Source organism: bacterium, assembly GCA_020440705.1.
Taxonomy (GTDB): Bacteria; Krumholzibacteriota; Krumholzibacteriia; order LZORAL124-64-63; family LZORAL124-64-63; genus JAGRNP01.
Genome location: JAGRNP010000001.1, coordinates 64,883 through 87,117, shown reverse-complemented (window position 1 = coordinate 87,117; position 22,235 = coordinate 64,883). Strand labels below are relative to the sequence as shown.

Sequence of the window (22,235 nt, the reverse complement as noted above, 5' to 3'; positions counted from 1 at the left end):
CCGCATGCAGCGATTCCGGAAGATCTGCCGCACCCTGCACCGGGAGCTGGGTTTCCTTGCCGTGGGCCTGACCCTCGTCTACGCCGTCAGCGGCATCGCCGTCAACCATGCCCACCACTGGGACGCCAACTACCAGCGCACCCTCACGGTGGAGCGCATGGAGCCGGTGGGCGTGCACCCGACCGACGAGATCCGGGCGCTCGTGATCGAGCGCCTGGGCCTCGGCGACGAGGTCAAGAACACCTGGCGCGCCGACTCGACCACCCTGCAGGTCTTCGTCGAGGGCGGCGGCTACGACGTCGATCTGGCCTCGGGGGAGATCACCCAGCACGGGTTCCGCAAGCGGCCGTTGCTCTTCGACCTCAACTTCATGCACCTCAATCTCGGCAAGGCGCCCTGGACCGGGATCGCCGACGTCTACGCCGGCATCCTGATCATCCTGGCATTGACCGGACCCTGGCTCGTGCGGGGGCGCAAGGGCCTCAAGGGCCGGGGCGGCCTCCTCATGGCGCTGGGCATCGTCCTGCCGTTGGTGTACACGCTGGTCGTCCGGGCGTAGTGCCTCCAGCCGGGTGTTCGCGCCCGCGGGAGCCGGAAGGCAGGAACGTCTCCCGCGGGCGCGAACACCCGGCGGGAACCCCACGTGCGGGCGACCGGCGAAACGCCAACGGCGACCATGGGGAGTATCGGATGCAGGCGTTGACGGATGCCTACCTGTTGGAGCTGTCGCGGCAGTTGGCGTTCCTGGGAGCTTTCCTGGGGGGATTTGCGGCGACGTTCCTGGTGACCGTGCTGGTGTCGCATGCGCCCCGGCGGGTCGCCGGCTGGGTCGTGGGGGCGGCCGCGGTGGCCGCGTGCGCCTTCGTCGTGTCGGTGGTGGCCTCGGTCATGTTGACGACCGTGCTCCATGCGGACGTCCCGGCCAACGTGCGGGCCCACGCTTCCGTCGGCACCGGTCGCGTCGTCAACTCCCTGAGTTTCGGCCTCGGCGTCTTCGCCCTGCTGGCCGCCGTCGGCCTCAGCGGTTGGCTCCGTTCCCGCCGCACCGGCCTGGTCACCGGCTCCGCGGCCGTCGTCGCCCTCATCCTGGTCGCCTGGGCCCTGGCCGGCTTCGCCTGATCCCCGCCGCACGGGCGATCCCGCATCCCGCCTGCATGCCACGCCGTCGTCACCCTGCGGCCATCACGACCGGGCCGGGACCGTTCCTGCCTTCCGGTCCCGGCCCGGTCGTGGTGACCGCAAGGGGATGCCCGCCCGGCTCAGGCGGAATACGGCATCGGCGGCGCGTAGCCGAGGAGCCTGGCGTAGACGGCGAGCGAGCCGCGGTGGTGGGCCGTGTGTTCGGCGATGGCGGCGACGATGGCCGCGCGGGGCTCGCCGGCCATGATGGGGCCCTCGGCGATGGGAGCCATCATGTCCTGGGCCGACTGGGCGGAGAGGGTCGCCGAGGCGGCGTCGACGCTGCGCGCCAGCCAGGTCATGGCTTCGGCGAGGGAGTCGACGGCGCGGACCTGGGCCTGGTGGCTGGCGAAGTCGAGGTCGAAGCCTTCGGGAGAGAAGCCGCCGGCGAGGAACCAGTCGATGGTCTGGGCCACGTGGGCCACATGCTGGGCCACCGTGAACTGGCCCGGCGTGGGGGCATAGGCCGAGTCGTCCTCGTTGAACACGCTGCAGGTCCGGCTGAAGAACTGGAGGGCTTGCTTGACCGGGACGGCGTACGCGTTGGGGCTCATGGCACGGCTCCTTGGCTGGCCTCGCGGGCGGGGTGCCGACCGGTCCGGCGACCGGCGGTGGACCCGCCCAGTCTAGCGGGCCGGGCGGGCCGTTGTCACGGTCGAACTTGGCGCCCGGTGGGGTGGCAGGGCGCCGTGGAGGGGCACTTGACGGGGCCCAGCGGGCCTCCTAGCTTTGGGGCGGCGACGGGCCGTCCGTCGGCGTTTCCTTCGCGATGTCCCACAACCCTCTGCGGCAATCCCGGCCTCCCGGATTGCGACCATCCCGGCAGGTGACCCATGGGCGTGACGATCGGCATCCGGCGCGAGGACAAGAACCAGTGGGAACGTCGCGTGCCCCTCGTTCCGGATGACGTGGCGACCCTCCGGGACCGCCACGATCTCGATGTCGTGGTCCAGACCTCGCCGATCCGGGTCTTTGGCGACGTGGAATACGAGGCGGTCGGTGCGCGCATCGTCCCGGACCTGCGCACCGCCGACGTGATCCTGGCGGTGAAGGAGATCCCGGTCGCCGAACTCGAACCGGGCAAGACCTACCTCTACTTCTCGCACACCATCAAGGGCCAGGCCTACAACATGCCCATGCTGCGGCATCTGCTGGATGTGGGGGCCACCCTCATCGACTACGAGCGGATCGCCGACGAGCAGAACCGGCGCCTGATCTTCTTCAGCCTGCACGCGGGCTACGCGGGCGCGGTCGAGACCCTGGTCGCCCTGGCGGCGCGCCTCGAGAACGAGGGCATCGCCACGCCTCTCGGCGAGCTGCGGCACGCCTACGAGTACGGCAGCCTGGGCGAGGTGCAGGAGCACCTGCGCCGGATCGGCGCCCGCATCCGCAGCGAAGGGCTGTGGGCCCTGGAACGTCCCCTCGTCATCGGCGTGGCCGGGTACGGGAACGTGGCCCGGGGTTGCGCGGCGATCCTCGACTGCCTGCCCGTCACCGAGGTGACGCCGGCCGAACTGGCCGCCGCCGCCGAGGGCGACGTGGCCGGACGCGGGCCCCTGCTCAAGGTGACCTTCCGCGAGGAGGACATGGTGCGGCCGCGGTCCGACGAGGCCCAGTTCGTGCTGCAGGACTACTACCAGCGCCCGGAGAACTACCGCGGCGTCTTCGAGCGGCACCTGCCCCACCTCGACGCGCTGCTGAACACCATCTACTGGACCGACGCCTACCCGCGCCTGGTCACGAAGAAGTGGGTCCGGGCCAACTTCGGGCCCGATCGATCGCCGCGCCTGCGCGTCATCGGCGACATCAGCTGCGACATCGGGGGCAGCATCGAGGTGACGCTGAAGGCGCCCATGCCCGATGCGCCCTGCTACGTGTACGATCCCGAGACCGACACCGTCGCCGACGGCGTGGTCGGTCCGGGGCCCGTGGTCATGTCGGTGGACAACCTGCCGTGCGAGCTGCCGCGGGAGAGTTCGCTGCATTTCAGCTCGGTGCTGGGCGCGATGGTGCCGGCCCTGGCCCAGGCCGACTACGCCGTCGGGTTCGAGGCGCTGCATCTGCCGCCGCACCTGAAGAAGGCCGTCATCTGTCACCGGGGCGAGCTCGCCCCGGGCTACCGGTATCTGCAGGAACACCTGGACAAGGCGGGCCGGTGACGGGGTCGCCGGCCGGGGAGGGGACGAGCGTGAAGAAGATCCTGGTGCTCGGCGCGGGCATGGTGGCGGGTCCCCTGATCCGGTACCTGCTGCGGCGCGACTACGCCCTGACGGTGACCAGCCTCGCCGTCGAGGACGCCCAGAAGCTGATCGGCGACGAGCCCAACGGCACGGCCCTGCGCCTGGTGCTCGACGACGACCGCGCCCTGTCGGAGCTGGTGGCGGCCCACGACCTGGTGATCAGCCTCGTGCCGTACAGCTACCACCCGCTGGTGGCCAACCACTGCCTCCAGCACCGGCGCAACCTGGTCACGGCCTCGTACGTGTCGCCGGAGATGCAGGCCTTCGATGCCGACGCCCGCGACAAGGACCTGATCTTCCTCAACGAGATCGGCCTCGATCCGGGCATCGACCACATGTCGGCCATGCGCATCATCGACGACGTGCACGCGCGCGGCGGCAAGATCCGGCATTTCCGTTCGTACTGCGGCGGTCTGCCGGCGCCCGAGGCCAACGACAACCCCTTCGGCTACAAGTTCTCGTGGGCGCCGCGGGGCGTGCTGCTGGCCAGCCGCAACGGGGCGCGCTACTGGCGCGACAACCACGAGGTGATCGTGGAGCCGGAGCGTCTCTTCCGCGACATGCACCTGCTGACCGTGCCGGGGGCGGGCGTGTTCGAGGCCTACCCGAACCGCGACAGCCTCGAGTACCGGGAGATCTACGGTCTCGGCGCCGAAGTGCGGTCGCTGTTCCGGGGCACGCTGCGCTACATCGGCTGGTGCGACACCATGCACAACCTCGTCAAGGTGGGCATGCTCGACATGGCCGAAAGGCCGGCGGCCGACCTCACCTACGCCGACTACATGCGGGGTCTGCTCGGCGCCGGCCCGGAGGACGACCTGCGCGTCGTGGCCGCCCACCGCATGGGCCTGCCGGCGGACACGCTGCCGCCGTGGAACATGCACTGGCTCGGCCTCTTCTCGCGCCGGCCCATCGGCCGCGCCGCGGTGTCGCCGCTCGACGCCCTCGGCGACATCATGCTCGACAAGCTCACCTACAACCCGGGCGAACGCGACATGGTCGTCCTGTTCCACGAGTTCAAGGCGTGGTTCCCGGAGGACAACCACTACGAACGCCTGACCAGCAGCCTCGTCGACTTCGGGATCCGCTACGGCGACACCTCCATGTCGCGCACGGTGTCCCTGCCCGCGGCCATCGCGGCCCGGCTCATCCTGGAGGGCGGCATTTCCGCCCGCGGGGTCCTGCGGCCCGTCACGCCGGAGATCTACAATCCGGTGCTCGACGAGCTGGCGACCCTCGAGATCACATGCAAGGAAGAACTGACGGTCTACTGACCGGACCACCCCGCCGGAGACGGCGACAACCAGGTAAAGGAACGATAGCCATGGCCAAGAAGACCACGCAGGCGACCAGGAAGGTGACCAAGGCCCAGATCTTCCGGACGTTGGGCCTGAAGCCCACCATGAAGGGCGCCAACTGCGGCGGCGAGTGGTTCGCGAACAGCAAGGACATGCTCGTCACCAGGAACCCGACCACGGGCGAGGTGCTGGCGAAGATCGAGCAGGCCAGCACGAAGGACTACGACGTGGTGATGAAGTACGCCAAGCAGGCCTTCCTCGACTGGCGGGCGTTGCCCGCGCCGAAGCGCGGCGAGGTCGTGCGCCAGATCGGCGAGGCCCTGCGCGAGAAGAAGGAGATGCTCGGCGCCCTGGTGAGCCTGGAGATGGGCAAGATCCACACCGAGGGTCTGGGCGAGGTGCAGGAGATGATCGACATCTGCGACTTCGCCGTGGGGCTAAGCCGCAACCTGAGCGGCCCGACGCTGCAGAGCGAGCGGCCCAAGCACCGCATGATGGAGCAGTGGCACCCCCTGGGTGTCGTCGGCGTCATCAGCGCCTTCAACTTCCCGGTGGCCGTGTGGGCCTGGAACACCGCCCTGGCCTGGGTGTGCGGGGACAGCTGCATCTGGAAGCCCTCGAGCAAGACGCCGCTCTGCGCCATCGCCTGCCAGAACATCGTCAACGAGGTCTTCGCGCGGAACGGCATCACGCCCGGCATCAGCTGCGTGACCATCGGCCGCGGCTCGACCATCGGCGAGAAGCTGGTCAACGACCACGACGTGCCCCTGATCAGCGCCACCGGCTCGACCCGCATGGGCCAGCGCATCGGCGGCGTCGTGGGCGCGCGCCTCGGCCGGGCGATCCTCGAGCTCGGCGGCAACAACGCCATCATCATCAGCGAGAAGGCCGACCTGACGGGCGCCCTGGCCAGCGCCTTCTTCGGCGCCGTCGGCACCGCGGGCCAGCGCTGCACCAGCACGCGCCGCCTGATCATCCAGGAGAAGGTCTACGACACCTTCGTGAAGAAGCTCATCGCCAACTACAAGCGCGTGAACATCGGCGATCCGCTGGATCCGGCGACGCTGATGGGTCCCCTGATCGACGAGGGCGCCGTGAAGGACTACGAGGACGCCATCAAGGCGGCCAGGGAGCAGGGCGGCAAGGTGCTGTACGGCGGCAAGGTGCTCAAGCCCTTCGGGGCGGCCACCTTCGTGCAGCCGACGATCATCGAGATCGACAACCGCAAGCCGATCGTGCAGAGCGAGACCTTCGCGCCGATCCTGTACGTGATGAAGTACAGGAAGATCGACCAGGCCTTCCGGATGCACAACGACGTGCCGCAGGGTCTGAGCAGCGCCATCTACACCGACAGCGTGAACGAGGGCGAGGCCTTCCTCAGCTTCCTCGGTTCCGATTGCGGCATCGCCAACATCAACATCGGCACCTCGGGCGCCGAGATCGGCGGCGCCTTCGGGGGCGAGAAGGAGACCGGCGGCGGGCGCGAGTCCGGTTCCGACTCCTGGAAGATGTACATGCGTCGGCAGACAAATACCATCAACTGGGGCGGCGAGATCCACCTGGCCCAGGGCGTGGAGTTCAAGGCCTGACCCGGCCGCCCCGTCCCGGCGACCGACGACCCCGGGCCCGCTGCCCGGGGTCGTCGCGTCTGCGGCCCTCCCGGTCGCGGCCGACGGGCTGGACGGGGTGGGCGGGCCCTGATATCGTCCCGCCCGCCGCCACCGTGATTTCCCCGCGACTCCGGGAGCAACCATGAGCGGACCGCATCGCCACTCGACACCGCCGACGGCCGGCCGGTCCCGTTCCGGTCGCCGGGCCGCGGCGACGTTGGTGGTCCTGGCCCTGGCCGGCGTCACGGCCCCGAGGGAGGCCGCCGCCCAGGCAGGCTACCGGACGGGTGACGGGGTCGACGCGCCGCTCGTCGTCGGCGGCGTGCTGGCCTACGGTCTGGGCTGGTGGCTCGACCGGGGAGACGAACCGGGACCGGCGGCCGGAGAGCCCCTGGACCCGGCGGCGCTGAACGCCCTGGACCGCTCCGCGGTCGACAACTGGTCGCCGGCCGCGGCCCGGGCCAGCGACTGGCTCGTGGCGGCCTGCGCCGCGGCGCCCCTCGGCCTCGCGCTCGACGCGGGCCACGGTGGGCAGCGCGACGACATCGCCGTCATGTATCTCGAGACGGCTCTCGTGACCACGGGCATCACCTATCTCCTGAAGAACCTCGTCGGCCGGCCGCGCCCCTACGCCTACAGCGACGATCCGGCGATTCCGGCGGCCCTGCGCGGCGCCCGCACCACGACGCGGTCGTTCCCGTCCGGCCACACCGCCAACGCCTTCGCCGCCATGGTCTTCTTCGCCACCGTCTACACCCGGCTGCACCCCGACGCCGACGCCGAGGCGTGGGTGTGGGGCGGATGCCTCGCGGCGGCCTCGACGACGGGCTACCTGCGCTACCGGGCGGGACGGCATTTCCCCACCGACATCCTCGCCGGCGCGTCGGTGGGCGCCCTCGTCGGCTGGGCCGTGCCCCGTGCCCACGAGACCGTGTTCGCCGAGCCGGCCGGGGCCCGGGGCGGCGAGGTCCGGCTGGCTTTCGGCTTCGGGTTCTGAGCGACGGCGAGGCGGGGGGAGGCCGCACTGGCCCGTCGTGCGGGCCTGTGGTAAGTTGCCCCCAGCGACCGACCGTGCCACCAGCCGCAAGGAAGCCGTCCCATGCCCCGACTCTCGGACACGCGCAACACCCGTTCGTTCACCGGTTTCGGCCACCTCATGCCGTTCCGGGTGCAGGAGATCCTGCTGGTGGCGAGCATGTACGACGCCTTCACCCTGGAGGAGGGGGGCCGGCTGACCGAGGTGCTCCTGAACGAGTACCGCGAGCTCAACCTGAGTTTCCCGCCCCACGTGACGCGGGCCTCGACGGGCGAGGAGGCCCTGCGCCTCATGGAGACCCGTCGCTACGACATGGTCATCACCATGAGCCGGCTCGGCGACATGGACGCCACCCAGCTGGCCCGTCGGGTCAAGCGACGGCACCCCGAACTCGACATCTACAACCTCGCCTTCAACCCCCGCGAGCTGCAGCACCTGCAGGAGCGCGACACGGTCCGCTGCATCGACCGCTACTTCCTGTGGAACGGCGACGTCCGCCTGCTGCTCGGGATCATCAAGTACTGCGAGGACCGCAAGAACGTCGCCCACGACACGCGCTACGGCGACGTGCGCTGCATCCTGCTCATCGAGGATTCGGTGCGCTTCTACTCGTCCTACCTGCCGTTGATCTACACCGAGGTGCTGAACCAGACCCAGAGCCTGATGGTCGAGGGCATCAACATCAGCCACCGCCTGCTGCGCCTGCGCGCGCGGCCCAAGATCCTCCTGGCCAACACCTTCGAGGAGGCCTGGGAGTACTACCAGGAGTACAAGGACTCGCTGCTGGGCGTGATCTCGGACGGGCGCTTCCCCTGGCAGGGCGTCGAGAACCCGGATGCGGGGGTGGAGTTCATCCGCCGCGTGAAGTTCGTCGACCCCCACACGCCGGCCGTGCTGCAGTCGACGGACGAGGACCTCAGCGAGGTGGCCGACGAGATCGGCGCCGGCTTCATCCGCAAGAAGAGCCGGCACCTGCTGCAGGAGCTGCGCAACTTCATGCTCGAGAACTTCGGCTTCGGCGACTTCGTCTTCCGCCTGCCGGACGGCACCGAGGTGGGGCGCGCGCCCGACCTCAAGACGCTGCTGCAGCTGCTGCGGACCGTGCCGGGCGAATCGATCCGGCATCACGCGAGCCACGACCACTTCAGCAACTGGCTGCGCGCCCGCACGGAGTTCGAGCTGGCCGCCGACCTGCGCCCGGTGAAGGTGACGGAGTTCGCCGAGGTGGAGGACCTGCGCGAGTACCTGATCCGGATCATCGCCCGCTTCCGCACCGAGAGCCAGCGTGGCGTCGTGGCCGACTTCTCGCGCCGGCACTTCGACACCAGCAGCGCCTTCGTGCGCATCGGGGGCGGCTCGCTCGGCGGCAAGGGGCGCGGTCTCGCCTTCATGAACTCGATCCTGTTCCGCTACGGCGTCACCAACCGCTACCCCGGCACCCTGATCCAGGTGCCGTCCACGGCGGTGGTGGGCACAGACGTCTTCGACTCGTTCATGAAGCAGGACGACCTGCGGGCACGGGTCACCGGCGAGATGCCGGACGAGGAGATCAACGCGGCCTTCCTCGCGGCCAAGCTGCCGTCGGAGATCTACGGCGACCTCGAGGCCTTCCTCGAGCAGGTGCGCTACCCCCTGGCCGTGCGCTCGAGCAGCCTGCTCGAGGACAGCCAGTTCCAGCCCTTCGCCGGGGTCTACTCGACCTACATGCTGGCCAACAGCCACGACGACCTGAAGGTGCGCCTCGACCAGCTCTGCGACGCCATCAAGCTCGTCTTCGCCTCGGCCTACTCGCGGGCGGCCAAGAGCTACATCGAGGCCACGAGCAACCGCATCGAGGAAGAGAAGATGGCCGTCATCATCCAGCAGATGGTGGGGCAGCGGTACGAGAACTTCGACTACCCGCACTTCTCGGGCGTGGCCAACTCGTCGAACTTCTATCCGGCCGACGGCATGGATCCCAGGGACGGGGTGGCCACCGTGGCCCTGGGCCTCGGGCGCACCGTGGTGGAGGGGGGCCGGGCCCTGCGCTTCAGCCCGGCGAACCCGACCTCGCTGCCCCAGTTCGGCACCATCAACGACTGGCTGAAACTCTCCCAGCGGCGGTTCTGGGCGGTCGACATCAGCCACCCCGAGGCGTATCCGGGCGACCGGGACGATTTCAACCTGGCCCACCTCGAACTGGCGGACGCCGAGCGGCACGGCACCCTCGAGCCCATCGGGTCGGTCTTCTCGCCCGAGAACAACATGATCTACGACGGGATCCACCGGCCGGGCTCGCGGCTGGTGACCTTCGCCCACGTGCTGAAGGCGGACCTGTTCCCCCTCGCGGAGATCCTGCGCCTGCTGCTCGAACTCGGCCGCCGCACCATGAGCGCCGAGGTGGAGATCGAGTTCGCCGTCGTGCTGGGCGACGGCGAGCTGCGGCCGCACCAGTTCGGCTTCCTGCAGATCCGTCCCCTGGCCGCCGGCTACGACGCGCCCGAGGTCCCGCCGGAAGCCCTCGCGGACGACGATGCCCTCGTCGCCACCGACGTCGCCCTGGGCAACGGTCGGCGCGACCAGATCCGGGACATCCTCTACGTGCCCCGCGACCGCTTCGACCGGGCCGAGACCCAGGCCATCGCCGACGAGATCGGCAAGGCCAACCGCGCCATGGTCCAGGACGCACGGCCCTACCTGCTGATCGGGCCGGGTCGCTGGGGCTCGTCCGACCGCTGGCTCGGCATCCCCGTGCGCTGGGAGCAGATCTCGGGGGCCCGCGTCATCGTCGAGACCGACCTCGACGACTTCAAGGTCACGCCGAGCCAGGGCACCCACTTCTTCCAGAACCTGACCAGCTTCCAGGTGGGCTACCTGACGGTGAACTCGACCCGCGGCAACGGCCGCCTCGACTGGGACTGGTTCGACGCCCAGCCCGGGGAGGAGGTGGGCCGGTTCCTGCGCCGGATCCGCCTCGACGCCCCCCTCGAGGTGCTCATCGACGGCCGCAGCGGCCGGGGCGTGGTGCGGCGCCCGGACGGAGCCGCCGCGGCCGCCGGCGAGTGAGAATCTTCTTGCCTGCCGGAGATGGCGTGGTGAGATTTCCGGAAAATCCCGCCGGCCCCGGGGCCGGCCGCGCGTGAGGTGACGGGACGCGACGCCCGTCCGCACACCCCAGCAGAGGAAGACCGGCCATGGCACACGATCCGTCCTTCAATCCGTTCGAGATGGCGCGGACCCAGTTCGACAAGATCGCCGACCTGATCGGCCTGGACGAGGGCACCCGCGAATTGCTGCGCAGCCCCCTGCGCGAGTTCCACTTCACCATCCCGGTGCGCATGGACGACGGCAAGGTCAAGGTCTTCCAGGGCTTCCGCGTCCAGCACAACGATGCCCGCGGCCCGAGCAAGGGCGGCATCCGCTTCCATCCGCAGGAGACGATCGACACGGTGCGCGCCCTGTCCATGTGGATGACGTGGAAGTGCGCCGTGGCCGACATCCCCCTCGGCGGCGGCAAGGGCGGCGTGATCTGCGACCCGCACAACCTGAGCGCCCGCGAGCAGGAGCAGATCTGCCGTGGCTGGATCCGGCAGCTCGCCCGCAACGTGGGCCCCGTGTCCGACGTGCCCGCGCCCGACGTCATGACCAACCCCCAGCACATGCTGTGGATGCTCGACGAATACGAGCACATCGCCGGCGGCCACTACCCCGGCATGATCACCGGCAAGCCCGTGGGCATGGGCGGCTCCCTCGGCCGCACCGAGGCCACGGGCTACGGCGTGGTCTACTGCCTGCGGGAGGCCCTGGCCGAGAAGGGGCTCGCGGCCGCCGACACCACCGCCAGCGTGCAGGGCTTCGGCAACGTCGCCCAGTACGCCATCGACCTCTACCAGCAGCTGGGCGGCAAGGTCGTCTGCGTGTCGAGCTGGGACCAGGCCGACCAGACCACCTACGCCTTCCACCGCGACAGCGGCGTCGACCTCGACGAGCTGCGCGGCATCACCGACCGGTTCGGCGGCATCGACAAGGCCAAGGCGAAGGACAAGGGCTACGAGGTCATCCCTGGCGACGACTGGATCGACCGCGACGTGGACATCCTGATTCCCGCGGCGCTCGAGAACCAGATCACGGGCAAGAACGTCGGCCGCATCGCCGCCCGGGTGAAGATCATCGTCGAGGGCGCCAACGGCCCGACCACGCCCGAGGCCGACGCCGAGATCGAGAAGCGGGGCATCTTCGTGATCCCCGACTTCCTGGCCAACGCCGGCGGCGTCACCTGCAGCTATTTCGAGCAGGTGCAGTGCAACATGAACTACTTCTGGCCCCGTGAGGAGGTCCTCGAGAAGCTGGACCAGAAGATGACCGCCGCCTACCACTCGATCAGCGACCTGGCGGGCAAGCAGAAGCTGTACATGCGCGACGCGGCCTACGTCGTGGCCATCAACCGGGTGGCGGCCGCCTGCCGCGACCGGGGATGGGTGTGATGGCGTGACCGACCGCCCCGACAGCCCCGATCTTCCGGTCGGCAACTGGCGCGACCGGATCGACGAGATGCGCCGGACCCGCAGGAAACAGTTCCTGCGGGTCTCGCGCAAGATGCTGAACCATCTCTGCTCCATCGGCCTGTCGGGCGCCCAGCAGATGCTGGCCGAGTTCGACGACGCCCAGTCGGGCGTCTCGGTGCGTGACGGCAACGCGCCCGGCTTCCGGCTCGACCTCGAGGGCTCGCCGCTGTTCAGCGGCGCGCCCTTCGAACTGGCGGCCGAATTCCTCGGCGACGAGGAGATCGAGCAGCGGCTCGAGAAGTGGGTCAAGGAGGAGGAGGCCGGCTTCTTCAGCACGGTGGTGGGCGACCCCCGCAGCACCATGCCCGAGATCGCCCAGGCCATCCGCAAGTACCACGAGCTCCTGCTCGGGCGCAGCGGCCTGAACCACAGCACCCTGAAGAGCCTGCGCGTCTCGCTGATCCAGCGCTTCCTCACCGAGCAGCTCGACTTCATCAACGTGGCCAAGGAAGTGGTGCGCATCACCGACTTCCACAACATCCTCGACCACGTGATCATGCCCCAGGGCAGCTACGGCAAGCTGGGGGGCAAGGCGTCGGGCCTGCTGCTCGCCCGCTGGATCCTCGAGCAGCCCGAGATCGCCCAGCTCGGCCTCGGCGAGGTGAAGTTCCCGCGCACGTGGTCGATCATCTCCGACGCGATCATGGACTTCATCAAGCTGAACGACCTCGAAGACGTGATGGACCAGAAGTTCAAGGACATCACGCAGGTCCGCCGCGAGTACCCCAACATGATCCAGCTGTTCAAGAACAGCTCGTTCCCGCCCGAGGTGCTCACCGGCCTCTCGCGCGCGCTGGACTACTTCGGCGAGGTGCCGCTGATCATCCGCAGCTCGAGCCTGCTCGAGGACCGCTTCGGCACCGCCTTCTCCGGCAAGTACAAGAGCCTCTTCCTGGCGAACCAGGGCAACAAGACCGAGCGCATGGACGCCCTGCTCGAGGCCGTGGCCGAGGTGTGGGCGTCGGTGCTCGGGCCCGACCCCATCGAGTACCGCCGCGAGCGGGGCCTGCAGGAGTTCGTGGAGGAGATGGGCATTCTCATCCAGGAGGTCGTCGGCACGCGCGTCGGGCGCTACTGGCTGCCGGCCTTCGCGGGGGTGGCCTTCAGCCTGAACGAGTTCCGCTGGTCGCCGCGCATCCAGCGCGACGACGGCCTGATCCGCCTGGTGCCGGGCCTGGGCACCCGCGCGGTCGATCGCACCGCCGACGACTTCCCCGTGCTGGCGGTGCCGTCGCAGCCGGGTCTGCGCGCCAACCAGTCCCTCGACGAGATCCTGCGCTACTGCCCGCGCTACGCCGACGTCATCAACCTCGAGACGAACTCGTTCGAGACCGTGCCGCTGGAGGCCCTGTTGAAGGAGGCGGACGGCCAGTACCCGCTCATCGACAAGGTCTTCTCCGTGTTGCGCAACGGGCGGCTCGAGCAGGTCTCGCGCCTGATGATCGATCCGCAGAACGACGACCTCGTGCCGGACATGGAGGGGCTGCTCGGCGGCACCGACTTCATCGACAAGATGAACGCCCTGCTGAGCACCCTGTCCCAGTACATGAACACGCCGGTCGACCTGGAATTCGCCCACGACGGCAAGGAGTTCTACCTGCTGCAGTGCCGCCCGCAGGCCATGACGGGCGACGCGGCGCCGGCCCCGATCCCCACCGACATCCCGGCCGACCGCGTCATCTTCACGGCGCACCGCCACATCTCCAACGGCTACGTGCCGCCGATCTCCCACATCGTGTACGTGGATCCGGCCGTGTACGGCAAGCTGCCCTCGGCCGAGGCCATGGCCGAGGTGGGCCGGGCCGTGGGCCTGCTGAACGGCCTGCTCCCCAAGCGCCGCTTCATCCTGATCGGGCCGGGGCGCTGGGGCAGCCGGGGCGACATCAAGCTGGGCGTGCGCGTGACCTACGCCGACATCAACAACACGGCGATGCTGATCGAGGTGGCCCGCAAGGTGGGCAACTACCTGCCGGACCTCAGCTTCGGCACCCACTTCTTCCAGGATCTGGTCGAGGCGCAGATCCGCTACCTGCCTTTGTACCCGGACGACGCCGACGTGGTCTTCAGTGCCGAATTCCTGACCGGCAGCGCCAACCTGCTGCCCGAACTGCTGCCCGACCACGCCCATCTCGCCGCATGCGTGCGCGTCATCGACGTGCCGGCGGTCACGGGGGGCGACGTGCTGCACGTGTACCTGAACGGCGACCAGGACCGCGCCCTCGCGGCGCTCGGCCCGGAGGAGGCGGCCCGCAGCGTCGGCGGCACCGCCAGCGCACCGCAGCCGCTGCACGAGCCCCGGCAGTTCTGGCGCTGGCGGTTCCGCATGGCCGAGCGCATGGTGCGGGCCCTCGACCGCGAGCGGTTCCAGGTCAAGGGCGTGTACCTCTACGGTTCGGTGAAGAACGGCACCGCCCGGCCCGACAGCGACATCGACCTGCTGGTCCACTTCGCGGGCGACCAGACCCGGCTCTACCAGCTCGAGTGCTGGTTCCAGGGCTGGAGTCTGGCCCTGGCCGAGATGAACTACTCGCGCACCGGCGTGCGCATGCCGGGCATGCTCGACGTGACCTTCGTCAGCGACCTGGAGGTCGAGGCGGGCAGCGGCCTGGCGGCGATGATCGGCGCGGTGACCAACGCCGCGCGGCGGCTCGACGATCCCGACTAGCGGGGCGGCGCGGGAGCGGCCGGATACGGACAGGGGCGGCCGCGGGGCCGCCCCTGGTGCGTCCGGTGCCCGCCGGGGCTAGTCGAGGGACATCATCCGGCGCAGCCGGCGCTTGCGGCGATGGATCAGGCGCCGGAACTTCTTCAGCTCGGCGCCGTCGCCGGCCGCGAGGGCGGCCTGGCGTTTGACCTTCATGTCGCGGATCTCGGCCTTGATGGCGCGCTTGCCCAGGCCCGCCGCCACGTGCTTGTGGGGGGCCTCGATGCCGAGCTTCTCGGCCAGGGCGGCCACCAGCTCGTCCTTCTTCATGCCGACGACTCCCGTCGTCTCCGGGCAGTGCTCCTTCATCATCTCGCGCAGGTCGCCCACGCGGGTCTTCTGCAGTTCGTGAAAGTCCATCGTCTTTCTCCTTCCCGTCTCTTCGGGTGCGGTGGGACGATTCCCACCGCCATACTGCCCATTCCGCCGGCCCATGGCAAGCCCGTCGCCGACCCGATCGCCCGCCCCGCGGCCGGACGCCGGCACGGCGCCTGGCGACCCTGCGGCAGGGCCCGGCGCCGGTTTTGAACACATTTGTGCAATAATGTGCGCGCCAAGTACTTGAAATACCGAACCGGATTAACCGTTTTTGAGGCAACAATTTCCGACACCGGGGGGCGAAAATCCTTGCCAACGGATAAACAGGTTTCCATGTTTTCCAAACGGTTTCGGGAGTCGCCCCGGGTCGCCCAGGCGCTGCTTCGGATTCGGACGATGCCAACTACCAAAGGAGAGTCGAAATGGCCCAGAACGTTGCTGCCTTCATGGAAAACGTCATCGCCAAGAACCCTGCGGAAGTGGAGTTCCACCAGGCGGTCGAAGAGGTCGTCGAATCCATCTGGCCGGTGCTGGACAAGCGTCCGGAGTACCGCAAGGCCAAGATCCTGGAGCGCATCGTCGAGCCCGAGCGTGTCATCCTGTTCCGTGTCCCCTGGGTGGACGACAAGGGCGAGGTCCAGGTCAACAAGGGCTTCCGGATCGAGATGAACAGCGCCATCGGCCCCTACAAGGGCGGCCTGCGTTTCCATCCGAGCGTGAACCTGGGCATCCTCAAGTTCCTGGCCTTCGAGCAGGTCTTCAAGAACAGCCTGACGACGCTGCCCATGGGCGGCGGCAAGGGCGGTTCGGACTTCGACCCCAAGGGCAAGAGCGACCTCGAAGTCATGCGTTTCACCCAGAGCTTCATGAGCGAGCTCTTCCGCCACATCGGCGGCAACACCGACGTCCCGGCGGGCGACATCGGCGTCGGCGGCCGGGAGATCGGCTTCCTCTTCGGCCAGTACAAGAAGCTGCGCAACGAGTTCGTGGGCGTGCTGACGGGCAAGGGCCTGAACTGGGGCGGCAGCCTCATCCGGCCCGAGGCCACCGGCTACGGCGCCGTGTACTTCGCGGCCGAGATGCTGGGTACGCGCAACGAGACCCTCGAGGGCAAGACCGCCCTGGTCTCGGGCTCCGGCAACGTGGCCCAGTACACCATCGAGAAGCTGCTCGACCTGGGCGCCAAGCCGATCACCTGCTCGGACAGCGGCGGCTACATCCTGGACGAGGCGGGCTTCACGCGCGAGAAGCTGGCCTTCCTGATGGATCTGAAGAACGTCAGGCGCGGCCGCGTGAAGGAGTACGCCGACAAGTTCCCCGGCGCCGTCTACACCGCCGTCGATCCGGGCATGGACCACAATCCCCTGTGGGACCACAAGGCCGACTGCGCGTTCCCCTCGGCGACCCAGAACGAGATCAACGAGCAGGACGCCAAGAACCTGCTGCGCAACGGCGTCTACGTCGTCAGCGAGGGCGCGAACATGCCGACGGTTCCCGACGGCGTGAACCACTTCGTCGACGCGAAGATCCTCTACGGTCCGGGCAAGGCCGCCAACGCCGGCGGCGTGGCGGTCTCCGGCCTGGAGATGTCGCAGAACAGCATGCGCTACAACTGGACCCGCGAAGAGGTCGATCAGAAACTGCACGGCATCATGAAGAGCATCCACGCAGCGAGCATGGCGGCCGCCAACGAGTTCGGCACGCCGGGCAACTACGTCAACGGCGCCAACATCGCCGGCTTCCTGAAGGTCGCCGACTCGATGCTGGACCAGGGCGTGGTCTAGACCTAGACTGGGCCCATGCAGACGCGGGCCCGGCCCGCACGACGGGGCGGCTACGGCCGCCCCGTTTGAAATCCCCGCACTCCCGACCGCCTGGAGGCGACCCGAGATGAGCCACGCCCCCCAAGACAGCCTGACCGGCAGGATGGCCGATTTCGCCATCAACCTGAAATACGAGGACATCCCCGCGGTCTCCATCAAGGAGGCCAAGCGCTTCCTGCTGGACAGCGTGGGCTGCGCCCTGGCCGCCGTGAACAACAGGGACATGGCCGCCATGTACCGCTTCATCGCCCGCCAGGGCGGCACGCCCGAGAGCACGCTCATCGGCACCGGCGCCCGGACCAACGCCGCCGGCGCGGCCCTGATGAACAGCCTCCTGGTGCGGGCCCTCGACTACAACGACATCTACTGGGAGCAGGACCCGAGCCATCCCTCGGACATCATCTTCGGCGCCATCAGTCCGGCCGAAGCCCTGGGCCGCGACGGCCGCGAGGCGTTGGTCGGCATCATGATCGCGTACGAGCTGGAGATGCGCTGGTGCCTGGCCTGCTTCCCGGGCGTGCGCGAGGTGGGCTGGCACCACGCCACCCTGACGCAGTTCGTGAGCCCCTTCGTGGCCGGTCGCATGTACGGCCTGGACCGGGCGCAGATGGTCGCCGCGGCGGGCATCAGCGGCAGCAGCCACTACACCCAGGGCGGCGTCGTGGCCGGCGCGCTGACCAACATGAAGAACACCGCCGACCCCCTGGCCACCCAGGCCGGCGTGCTCGCGGCCCAGATGGCCGCCGAGGGTTACGAGGGACCCGTCGAGGTCATCGAGGGCAAGGAGGGCTTCGAACACGTCATCCCGACCGTGAAGCTGAAGCCGGAGATCCTGCTCGAGGGGCTGGGGGAGACGTTCCTCATCACCGACTGCGGCTACAAGGCCTTCCCCACCGAGGCCCTCACGCACCAGCCCATGTCGGCGGTGCAGGGCATCATGAAGGAGAACGGCCTGGTGGCCGAGGACGTGGCCTCGATCCACATCCAGACCACCGCCCGCGGCGCGGACATCCTCTCGGACCCCTCGAAGTACGATCCGCAGACCAAGGAGACCGCCGACCACAGCCTGCCCTACTGCCTGGCGGCCGTCGCGGCCGACGGCGGCGTCTACCCCAACAGCTTCGAGCAGGACAAGCTCTTCGACCCGCGCATCCGGGCGCTGCTCGGCAAGATCAAGGTCGTGGCCAACGCCGAGATCGACGCCATGTTCCCCGGCACCAAGCGGGCCATCGCGACCATCACGACCAGCGACGGGCGCTCCTTCGAGAAGACCGTCGACCACGCCAAGGGCAGCCCGCAGAACCCGCTCAGCGACGACGAACTGATCGCCAAGTTCCGGGCCAACAGCGAGGCGGTGATCTCGCGCGAGCGCCAGGACGCCGTCATCGAGGCGACGTGGGGCTTCGACGGGTGCACCGACATCAAGGCGTACATGAAGCTGCTGGTGGCGGAGAAGTAGACCCGTCCCCACCGCTGCCGAACGCGAGAAGGCGCGCCGGATCCCGGCGCGCCTTCGGCGTTGCGGTCGTCCTTGTGCCTAGTCCGCGGCCGAAGCCGGGCCCAGCACGATCGTCGCCGCGGCGGCGTCGGTCTCCGCCAGCAGCAGCCCGCGCACCGACGGCCAGTGCTCCGGAGCCCGCGCGGCCACGAGCGTGAGCTCGCGCCGGAAGGTCAGCCGGTCGTCGTCAGCGGTCGTCACGGCTTGGAAGAGGCCGCTGTCAGCGCTCAGGTCGCGATCGGCCGGCCGGTGCACCACGGTGCGCCCGCCGAGATCCAGGCGCAGGGTGACGCTCTGGCGCGCGGCCCCGCGCCAGGCGATGGGCGACTGCCGCGCCGCGTCGGCCACGTTCACGTCGTGGGGCAGGGCCGCGGGCAGGCCGCCGGCGGGCGAGCCGACGACGAAGCGCATCTCGTCGCCCTCGGGCGCGGGCACCGTCACGGCGAACTCGACCTCGTGCCTTCCCGGCCCGGCGAGCCGGACGTTCACGCCGTCCACCGTCGCGTCCGGGAGCACCGAGCCCACCACCGCCGCGACGTGGTCGCGCACCCCGTCGCCGCCGGCGAGGAACGGCGCCGCGGTGGCGAAGAGGCCGCGGGTCGCGAGCCGGCCCGTGCCCTGCCAGGCGCCCTCCTTCCCGGGCGCGAGGCTGATCACGAGAGCAAAGTCGGACGCGGGCGCGTCGGAGATCGCCGTGGTGGCTGCGGCGGGATCGACCAGGGCCGCCGCGTCGGCGCCGTCGCCGAGCGCGCCCGTCGCGGCGTCGACGATCAGCGCCGACGCGTCCCCGGCATGATCGACGACCAGCACCAGGCGGCCCAGTTCGAGGGCGTGGTCGACCGACGCCGCGTCTTCGACGGCGAAGCGGGGCGCCACGCGCCAACCCAGGCCGCGCAGGACGGCGGTGGCGAGGACCGCCCGGTCCAGGACATGGCCGTACGCCGTGTCCCAGGTGCGCGCAGCGGTGCGGGGCCGGAAACGCCAGGGCGCCGGCGCGGTGCCGACCGGCCGGACCGTGTCGCGCAGGAACCCGAGCACCGCCCGGACCTCGGCCACGCCACCGGCGGCCCCGGCCACGGCGGCGCCCAGGTCGGGAGCGAGGGCGTCGGCGTCGTACCCGGCCACCGCCGCCTCGAAGGCGTCGGACCAGGCGCGGCCGGCGGCGGCCGCGTCGGCGCCGGCGGACCAGAAGACCGTCGGCTCGTAGGTCCGCACGTCGCCGGCGACAGGCCAGGCGTGGGGGGGCGCGTCCTCGGCGACCCAGGTCCACGACGCGCCGTCGCGCTGCGCCGCCGGCGCGCCGAAGCGGCCGTCGACGACGAGTTCGCCGCCCGCCGGCAGGCTCACCGACCGCGCGATCCGCACCGCGGGATCCGCGACGCGGAACCCGAACGACCCGTCCGCCACCGGCCGGCCCCGCTCCGTGATGGTGTAGGCCGTCTCCACGAGGCAGGGCAGTTCGATGCCGTCGTGCAGCAGCATGGTCTCCCGCAGGTCGGCGTAGTCGGGGGCGGCGCGCACGGCGTAGGGCAGGGTGTGCACCACGGCCGTCTCGCTGATGCGTGCGGCGTCGGGCCACCAGCGGTCGTCGCGCCAGGTGCGCAGCAGTTCCACGTCGAGGGTGGACGTCGCCGCGTTCCAGGGCACGCGCAGGTCGGCGTAGTGCCGGATGCCCTGGGCGGTGCCGATCCACACGACGGTGTGCAGACGGGTGGCGATGGTCCCGTCGGCGGCGACGGTGACGGACAGGTCGTCGAGCAGCACCACGGCGTCCTCGCGCGCGAGGTCGTGCCCCGCCTCGGCCCGGGCCCACAGCGCGTCGAGGTCGTGCCCGTTCGAGACGCCGGGGCCGGCGGCGGCCAATGCAGGCAGCCCGGCGGCGGCCACGAGCAGCAGGATCGTGAGGCTCTTCATCAGCGGCCTCCCTTCGTGAAGCGGAACTCCTGGTCGGCCCAGGTGCGCGCCGCGGTCATGGCGGCGACGAAGCCGGGATACCCGTCGGGCGGGATCTGCCGGCGGCGCACCTCAGCCCGCTGGGTCACGCGGAGGCGGCGGCCGTCCTGGGCGGCCGTGCCGCTGAAGGCGGCGTAGGTCTCGTCCACCGGGTCGACGGCCGGCGCGTCCGCGAGCTGCCAGCCGCCCGGCAGCCGGATCGTCTCCTCGCCGTCCACGAGCTGGGTGTACCACAGCATGAGGTCCGTCTCGCGCGCGTCCGCCCAGGACGAGGCGCCCGCGCGGAAGAGGGTGCCGTTGCTCATCACCACCTGCATCATCGGGCTGGTGAAGGTCCACTCGCCGGCCACCGCGCCGGCGAAGCCGGGAATGCGGTACGCGATCTCGATCCACATGTCGCCCGCGAAGTCGTCGGCGGCGCGGTGGGTGCAGCGCACGTCCTGGACGCGCGGGCTGACCACGGCCAGGATGCGGGCGCAGGCGGCGTCCAGCTCGCGGATGCGCGACCCGTTCACCAGGCGCCGCAGGCGGCTGTCCGACGCCCCGCCGCCGTCGAAGCGGAAGGTGCCGGTGAGGGTGCCGTCCTGGGCGAGCTGCGCCTCGTGCCTGATCTTCAGCGGCGACTCCGCCGGCGGACTGTAGGCGATGCGGCTGAGGGTCTCGCCCTCGGGCGAACCCACCAGGTAGTGCTGCTCGGTCTCGCTCTTGGACCAGATGTCGTTGTTGTAGGGCACCCAGGTCGGGTCGTACATGCGGAACGAGCCGTCGGGCAGGCGCAGGGCCGTGACGCAGTGGTTGAACTGGTCGGCCGGCACGGCGTCGATGCGGCTGCCGGCCATGGTCATGGCCGCGTAGGCGTCCAGCCCCGCGGCGCGCATCATGGTGATGAGCATGCCGGCGATGTCCTTGCACACGCCGCTGCGCTGTTCGAAGATCATGTCGCCCGGATGCAGGGTGAAGCCCTCGCCCTCGCCCATGGTCTGGCCGCTGTAGCGGATGTTCTGGGCCACCCAGTGCACCAGTTTCCTGGCCTTGCGCTCGTCGTCGGCGCGCTTCAGGCCGGCGTCGTCGAGGATCTCGGCCACCTTCGCGGCGATGGCCGGCGTGGCCTCGAACTGGTTGCGGTTCACGTCGAAGAACCAGCGGCTCTTGGCTTCCCAGCTCGCGGCCGTGGCCATGACGGCCTTGGGCACGATGTCCGAGGCGTCCGGCTGGGCCGGCTCGTGCACCTGCGCGGGCAGGTCCAGGCCCCACCAGGCGTAGGTGGTGGTGGCCTCGTCGTAGGTCACGCTCGAGTAGAGGCCGCCGTTGTACACCTCGGCGTGCAGGCGCTTGTCGGCGGGCAGCACCAGTTCGTAGCGCTTCTCGACGATGGGCGCGTCGCCCCGGAAGAGCACGATGTCGAAGTACTCGCCGGGCATGGGGGGGATGTAGCGACTGTCGTCTGGGGCCGCGTCCGATCCGCCGGATGCGTCTCCGGAAGCGCCGCCCGCGGCGCCGCCGCCCTCGCCCAGCAGCGCGTAGGTGAAGCCCTTGCTGAAGGTGCGCACCTCGATGCCGTCGCCCACCCGCAGGCGGGGCAGCTGCAGGGTCTTGACCCGGTCGCGCCAGTAGATCATCGACTGGGGCGCCGGCAGGTCCTGCACCGCCGTCACGTCGACGGGCAGGCGCTCGCCGTCGCGGATGACGTTCACCTCGCGGATCTCCAGGTGCTGGCTCTGGGGATCGTAGTGCCAGTCGAGCACCGAGCGGTCGCGCGCCCCGTGCGGGGTGAGCACCTTCACCAGGCGGTAGCCGTCCACGTCGGTCACGCCGCTGGGCTTGACCCGGTTGACGGCGTGCTCGAAGACGACCACGTGGTCGGCGCCGGGGTGGTCGTCGGCGGTGCCGGCGGCCGCAAGGCGGCTGAGCGGCGTCGGCGGCGGCTGCTCGCCGGGGGGCAGGTCGACGGCGGACGCCGGCGCGGCGAGCGCCAGCAGCAGGCAGATCGCGACGGTCAGACGGGACTTCACGATGGAACCTCGGGGGAGGG

General features: G+C 69.9%; 15 protein-coding genes. 11 read left to right on the top strand and 4 right to left on the bottom strand.

What is annotated here, in order from left to right; translation table 11 throughout:
• The first annotated feature begins 4 nt into the window (after positions 1-4).
• Both KDM41_00375 and KDM41_00370 read left to right on the top strand, forming a co-directional pair.
• Entirely contained in the window at positions 5-559 is a 555-nt protein-coding gene (locus tag KDM41_00375; GenBank protein MCB1181865.1) for a PepSY-associated TM helix domain-containing protein, read from the top strand.
• Between the two features lie 131 nt (positions 560-690).
• Complete coding sequence (locus KDM41_00370; protein MCB1181864.1) at positions 691-1,119, top strand: hypothetical protein; 429 nt, start codon at positions 691-693, stop codon at positions 1,117-1,119.
• Positions 1,120-1,259: 140 nt separating this feature from the next.
• Here KDM41_00370 and KDM41_00365 read toward each other — a convergent pair whose 3' ends face one another.
• Positions 1,260-1,733: a DinB family protein gene (locus tag KDM41_00365; GenBank protein MCB1181863.1), complete on the bottom strand. Its 474-nt coding sequence runs from the start codon at positions 1,731-1,733 to the stop codon at positions 1,260-1,262.
• A gap of 285 nt (positions 1,734-2,018) precedes the next feature.
• On the opposite strand from KDM41_00365, the gene KDM41_00360 reads away from it, so the two are divergent.
• The 7 genes from KDM41_00360 to KDM41_00330 all read left to right on the top strand — a co-directional run bounded on the left by KDM41_00360 (position 2,019) and on the right by KDM41_00330 (position 14,572).
• A complete protein-coding gene (locus KDM41_00360) occupies positions 2,019-3,338 on the top strand; it encodes a hypothetical protein (GenBank protein MCB1181862.1) in 1,320 nt (439 codons plus the stop codon).
• 29 nt (positions 3,339-3,367) lie between these two features.
• Positions 3,368-4,693 (top strand): saccharopine dehydrogenase NADP-binding domain-containing protein, encoded by a 1,326-nt coding sequence (locus KDM41_00355; GenBank protein ID MCB1181861.1) that lies wholly within the window; start codon positions 3,368-3,370, stop codon positions 4,691-4,693.
• 128 nt (positions 4,694-4,821) lie between these two features.
• Entirely contained in the window at positions 4,822-6,306 is a 1,485-nt protein-coding gene (locus tag KDM41_00350; protein MCB1181860.1) for an aldehyde dehydrogenase family protein, read from the top strand.
• Between the two features lie 163 nt (positions 6,307-6,469).
• Positions 6,470-7,324 (top strand): phosphatase PAP2 family protein, encoded by an 855-nt coding sequence (locus tag KDM41_00345; GenBank protein MCB1181859.1) that lies wholly within the window; start codon positions 6,470-6,472, stop codon positions 7,322-7,324.
• 102 nt (positions 7,325-7,426) lie between these two features.
• Complete coding sequence (locus KDM41_00340; GenBank protein ID MCB1181858.1) at positions 7,427-10,408, top strand: histidine kinase; 2,982 nt, start codon at positions 7,427-7,429, stop codon at positions 10,406-10,408.
• Positions 10,409-10,536: 128 nt separating this feature from the next.
• A complete protein-coding gene (locus KDM41_00335) occupies positions 10,537-11,826 on the top strand; it encodes a Glu/Leu/Phe/Val dehydrogenase (protein ID MCB1181857.1) in 1,290 nt (429 codons plus the stop codon).
• Positions 11,827-11,830: 4 nt separating this feature from the next.
• Positions 11,831-14,572, top strand: a complete 2,742-nt coding sequence (locus KDM41_00330; protein ID MCB1181856.1) for a nucleotidyltransferase domain-containing protein — start codon at positions 11,831-11,833, stop codon at positions 14,570-14,572.
• Between the two features lie 78 nt (positions 14,573-14,650).
• On the opposite strand, the gene KDM41_00325 is transcribed toward KDM41_00330, so the two are convergent.
• A complete protein-coding gene (locus KDM41_00325; GenBank protein MCB1181855.1) occupies positions 14,651-14,971 on the bottom strand; it encodes a transcription termination factor Rho in 321 nt (106 codons plus the stop codon).
• 380 nt (positions 14,972-15,351) lie between these two features.
• Between KDM41_00325 and gdhA the strand changes: the two genes are divergently transcribed.
• Both gdhA and KDM41_00315 read left to right on the top strand, forming a co-directional pair.
• On the top strand, positions 15,352-16,713 hold the full coding sequence (gene gdhA / locus KDM41_00320) for an NADP-specific glutamate dehydrogenase (protein MCB1181854.1): 1,362 nt from the start codon (positions 15,352-15,354) through the stop codon (positions 16,711-16,713).
• Between the two features lie 106 nt (positions 16,714-16,819).
• Complete coding sequence (locus tag KDM41_00315; protein MCB1181853.1) at positions 16,820-18,211, top strand: MmgE/PrpD family protein; 1,392 nt, start codon at positions 16,820-16,822, stop codon at positions 18,209-18,211.
• 78 nt (positions 18,212-18,289) lie between these two features.
• On the opposite strand, the gene KDM41_00310 is transcribed toward KDM41_00315, so the two are convergent.
• Complete coding sequence (locus KDM41_00310) at positions 18,290-20,164, bottom strand: DUF3857 domain-containing protein (protein ID MCB1181852.1); 1,875 nt, start codon at positions 20,162-20,164, stop codon at positions 18,290-18,292.
• The gene (locus KDM41_00305; GenBank protein ID MCB1181851.1) at positions 20,164-22,215 is read right to left on the bottom strand and encodes a DUF3857 domain-containing transglutaminase family protein; all 2,052 of its coding nucleotides are present in this window, start codon (positions 22,213-22,215) and stop codon (positions 20,164-20,166) included. The genes KDM41_00310 and KDM41_00305 overlap by 1 nt, the downstream gene beginning before the upstream one ends.
• Positions 22,216-22,235 lie beyond the last annotated feature (20 nt).

Bases quoted from the DNA above. Each gene is read 5' to 3' on its own strand.
- KDM41_00315 (MCB1181853.1), top strand. From the start codon at position 16,820: ATGAGCCACGCCCCCCAAGACAGCCTGACCGGCAGGATGGCCGATTTC.
- KDM41_00310 (MCB1181852.1), bottom strand. From the start codon at position 20,164: ATGAAGAGCCTCACGATCCTGCTGCTCGTGGCCGCCGCCGGGCTGCCT.
- KDM41_00325 (MCB1181855.1), bottom strand. From the start codon at position 14,971: ATGGACTTTCACGAACTGCAGAAGACCCGCGTGGGCGACCTGCGCGAG.
- KDM41_00370 (MCB1181864.1), top strand. From the start codon at position 691: ATGCAGGCGTTGACGGATGCCTACCTGTTGGAGCTGTCGCGGCAGTTG.
- KDM41_00365 (MCB1181863.1), bottom strand. From the start codon at position 1,733: ATGAGCCCCAACGCGTACGCCGTCCCGGTCAAGCAAGCCCTCCAGTTC.
- KDM41_00345 (MCB1181859.1), top strand. From the start codon at position 6,470: ATGAGCGGACCGCATCGCCACTCGACACCGCCGACGGCCGGCCGGTCC.
- KDM41_00335 (MCB1181857.1), top strand. From the start codon at position 10,537: ATGGCACACGATCCGTCCTTCAATCCGTTCGAGATGGCGCGGACCCAG.
- KDM41_00340 (MCB1181858.1), top strand. From the start codon at position 7,427: ATGCCCCGACTCTCGGACACGCGCAACACCCGTTCGTTCACCGGTTTC.
- KDM41_00375 (MCB1181865.1), top strand. From the start codon at position 5: ATGCAGCGATTCCGGAAGATCTGCCGCACCCTGCACCGGGAGCTGGGT.
- KDM41_00350 (MCB1181860.1), top strand. From the start codon at position 4,822: ATGAAGGGCGCCAACTGCGGCGGCGAGTGGTTCGCGAACAGCAAGGAC.
- gdhA (MCB1181854.1), top strand. From the start codon at position 15,352: ATGGCCCAGAACGTTGCTGCCTTCATGGAAAACGTCATCGCCAAGAAC.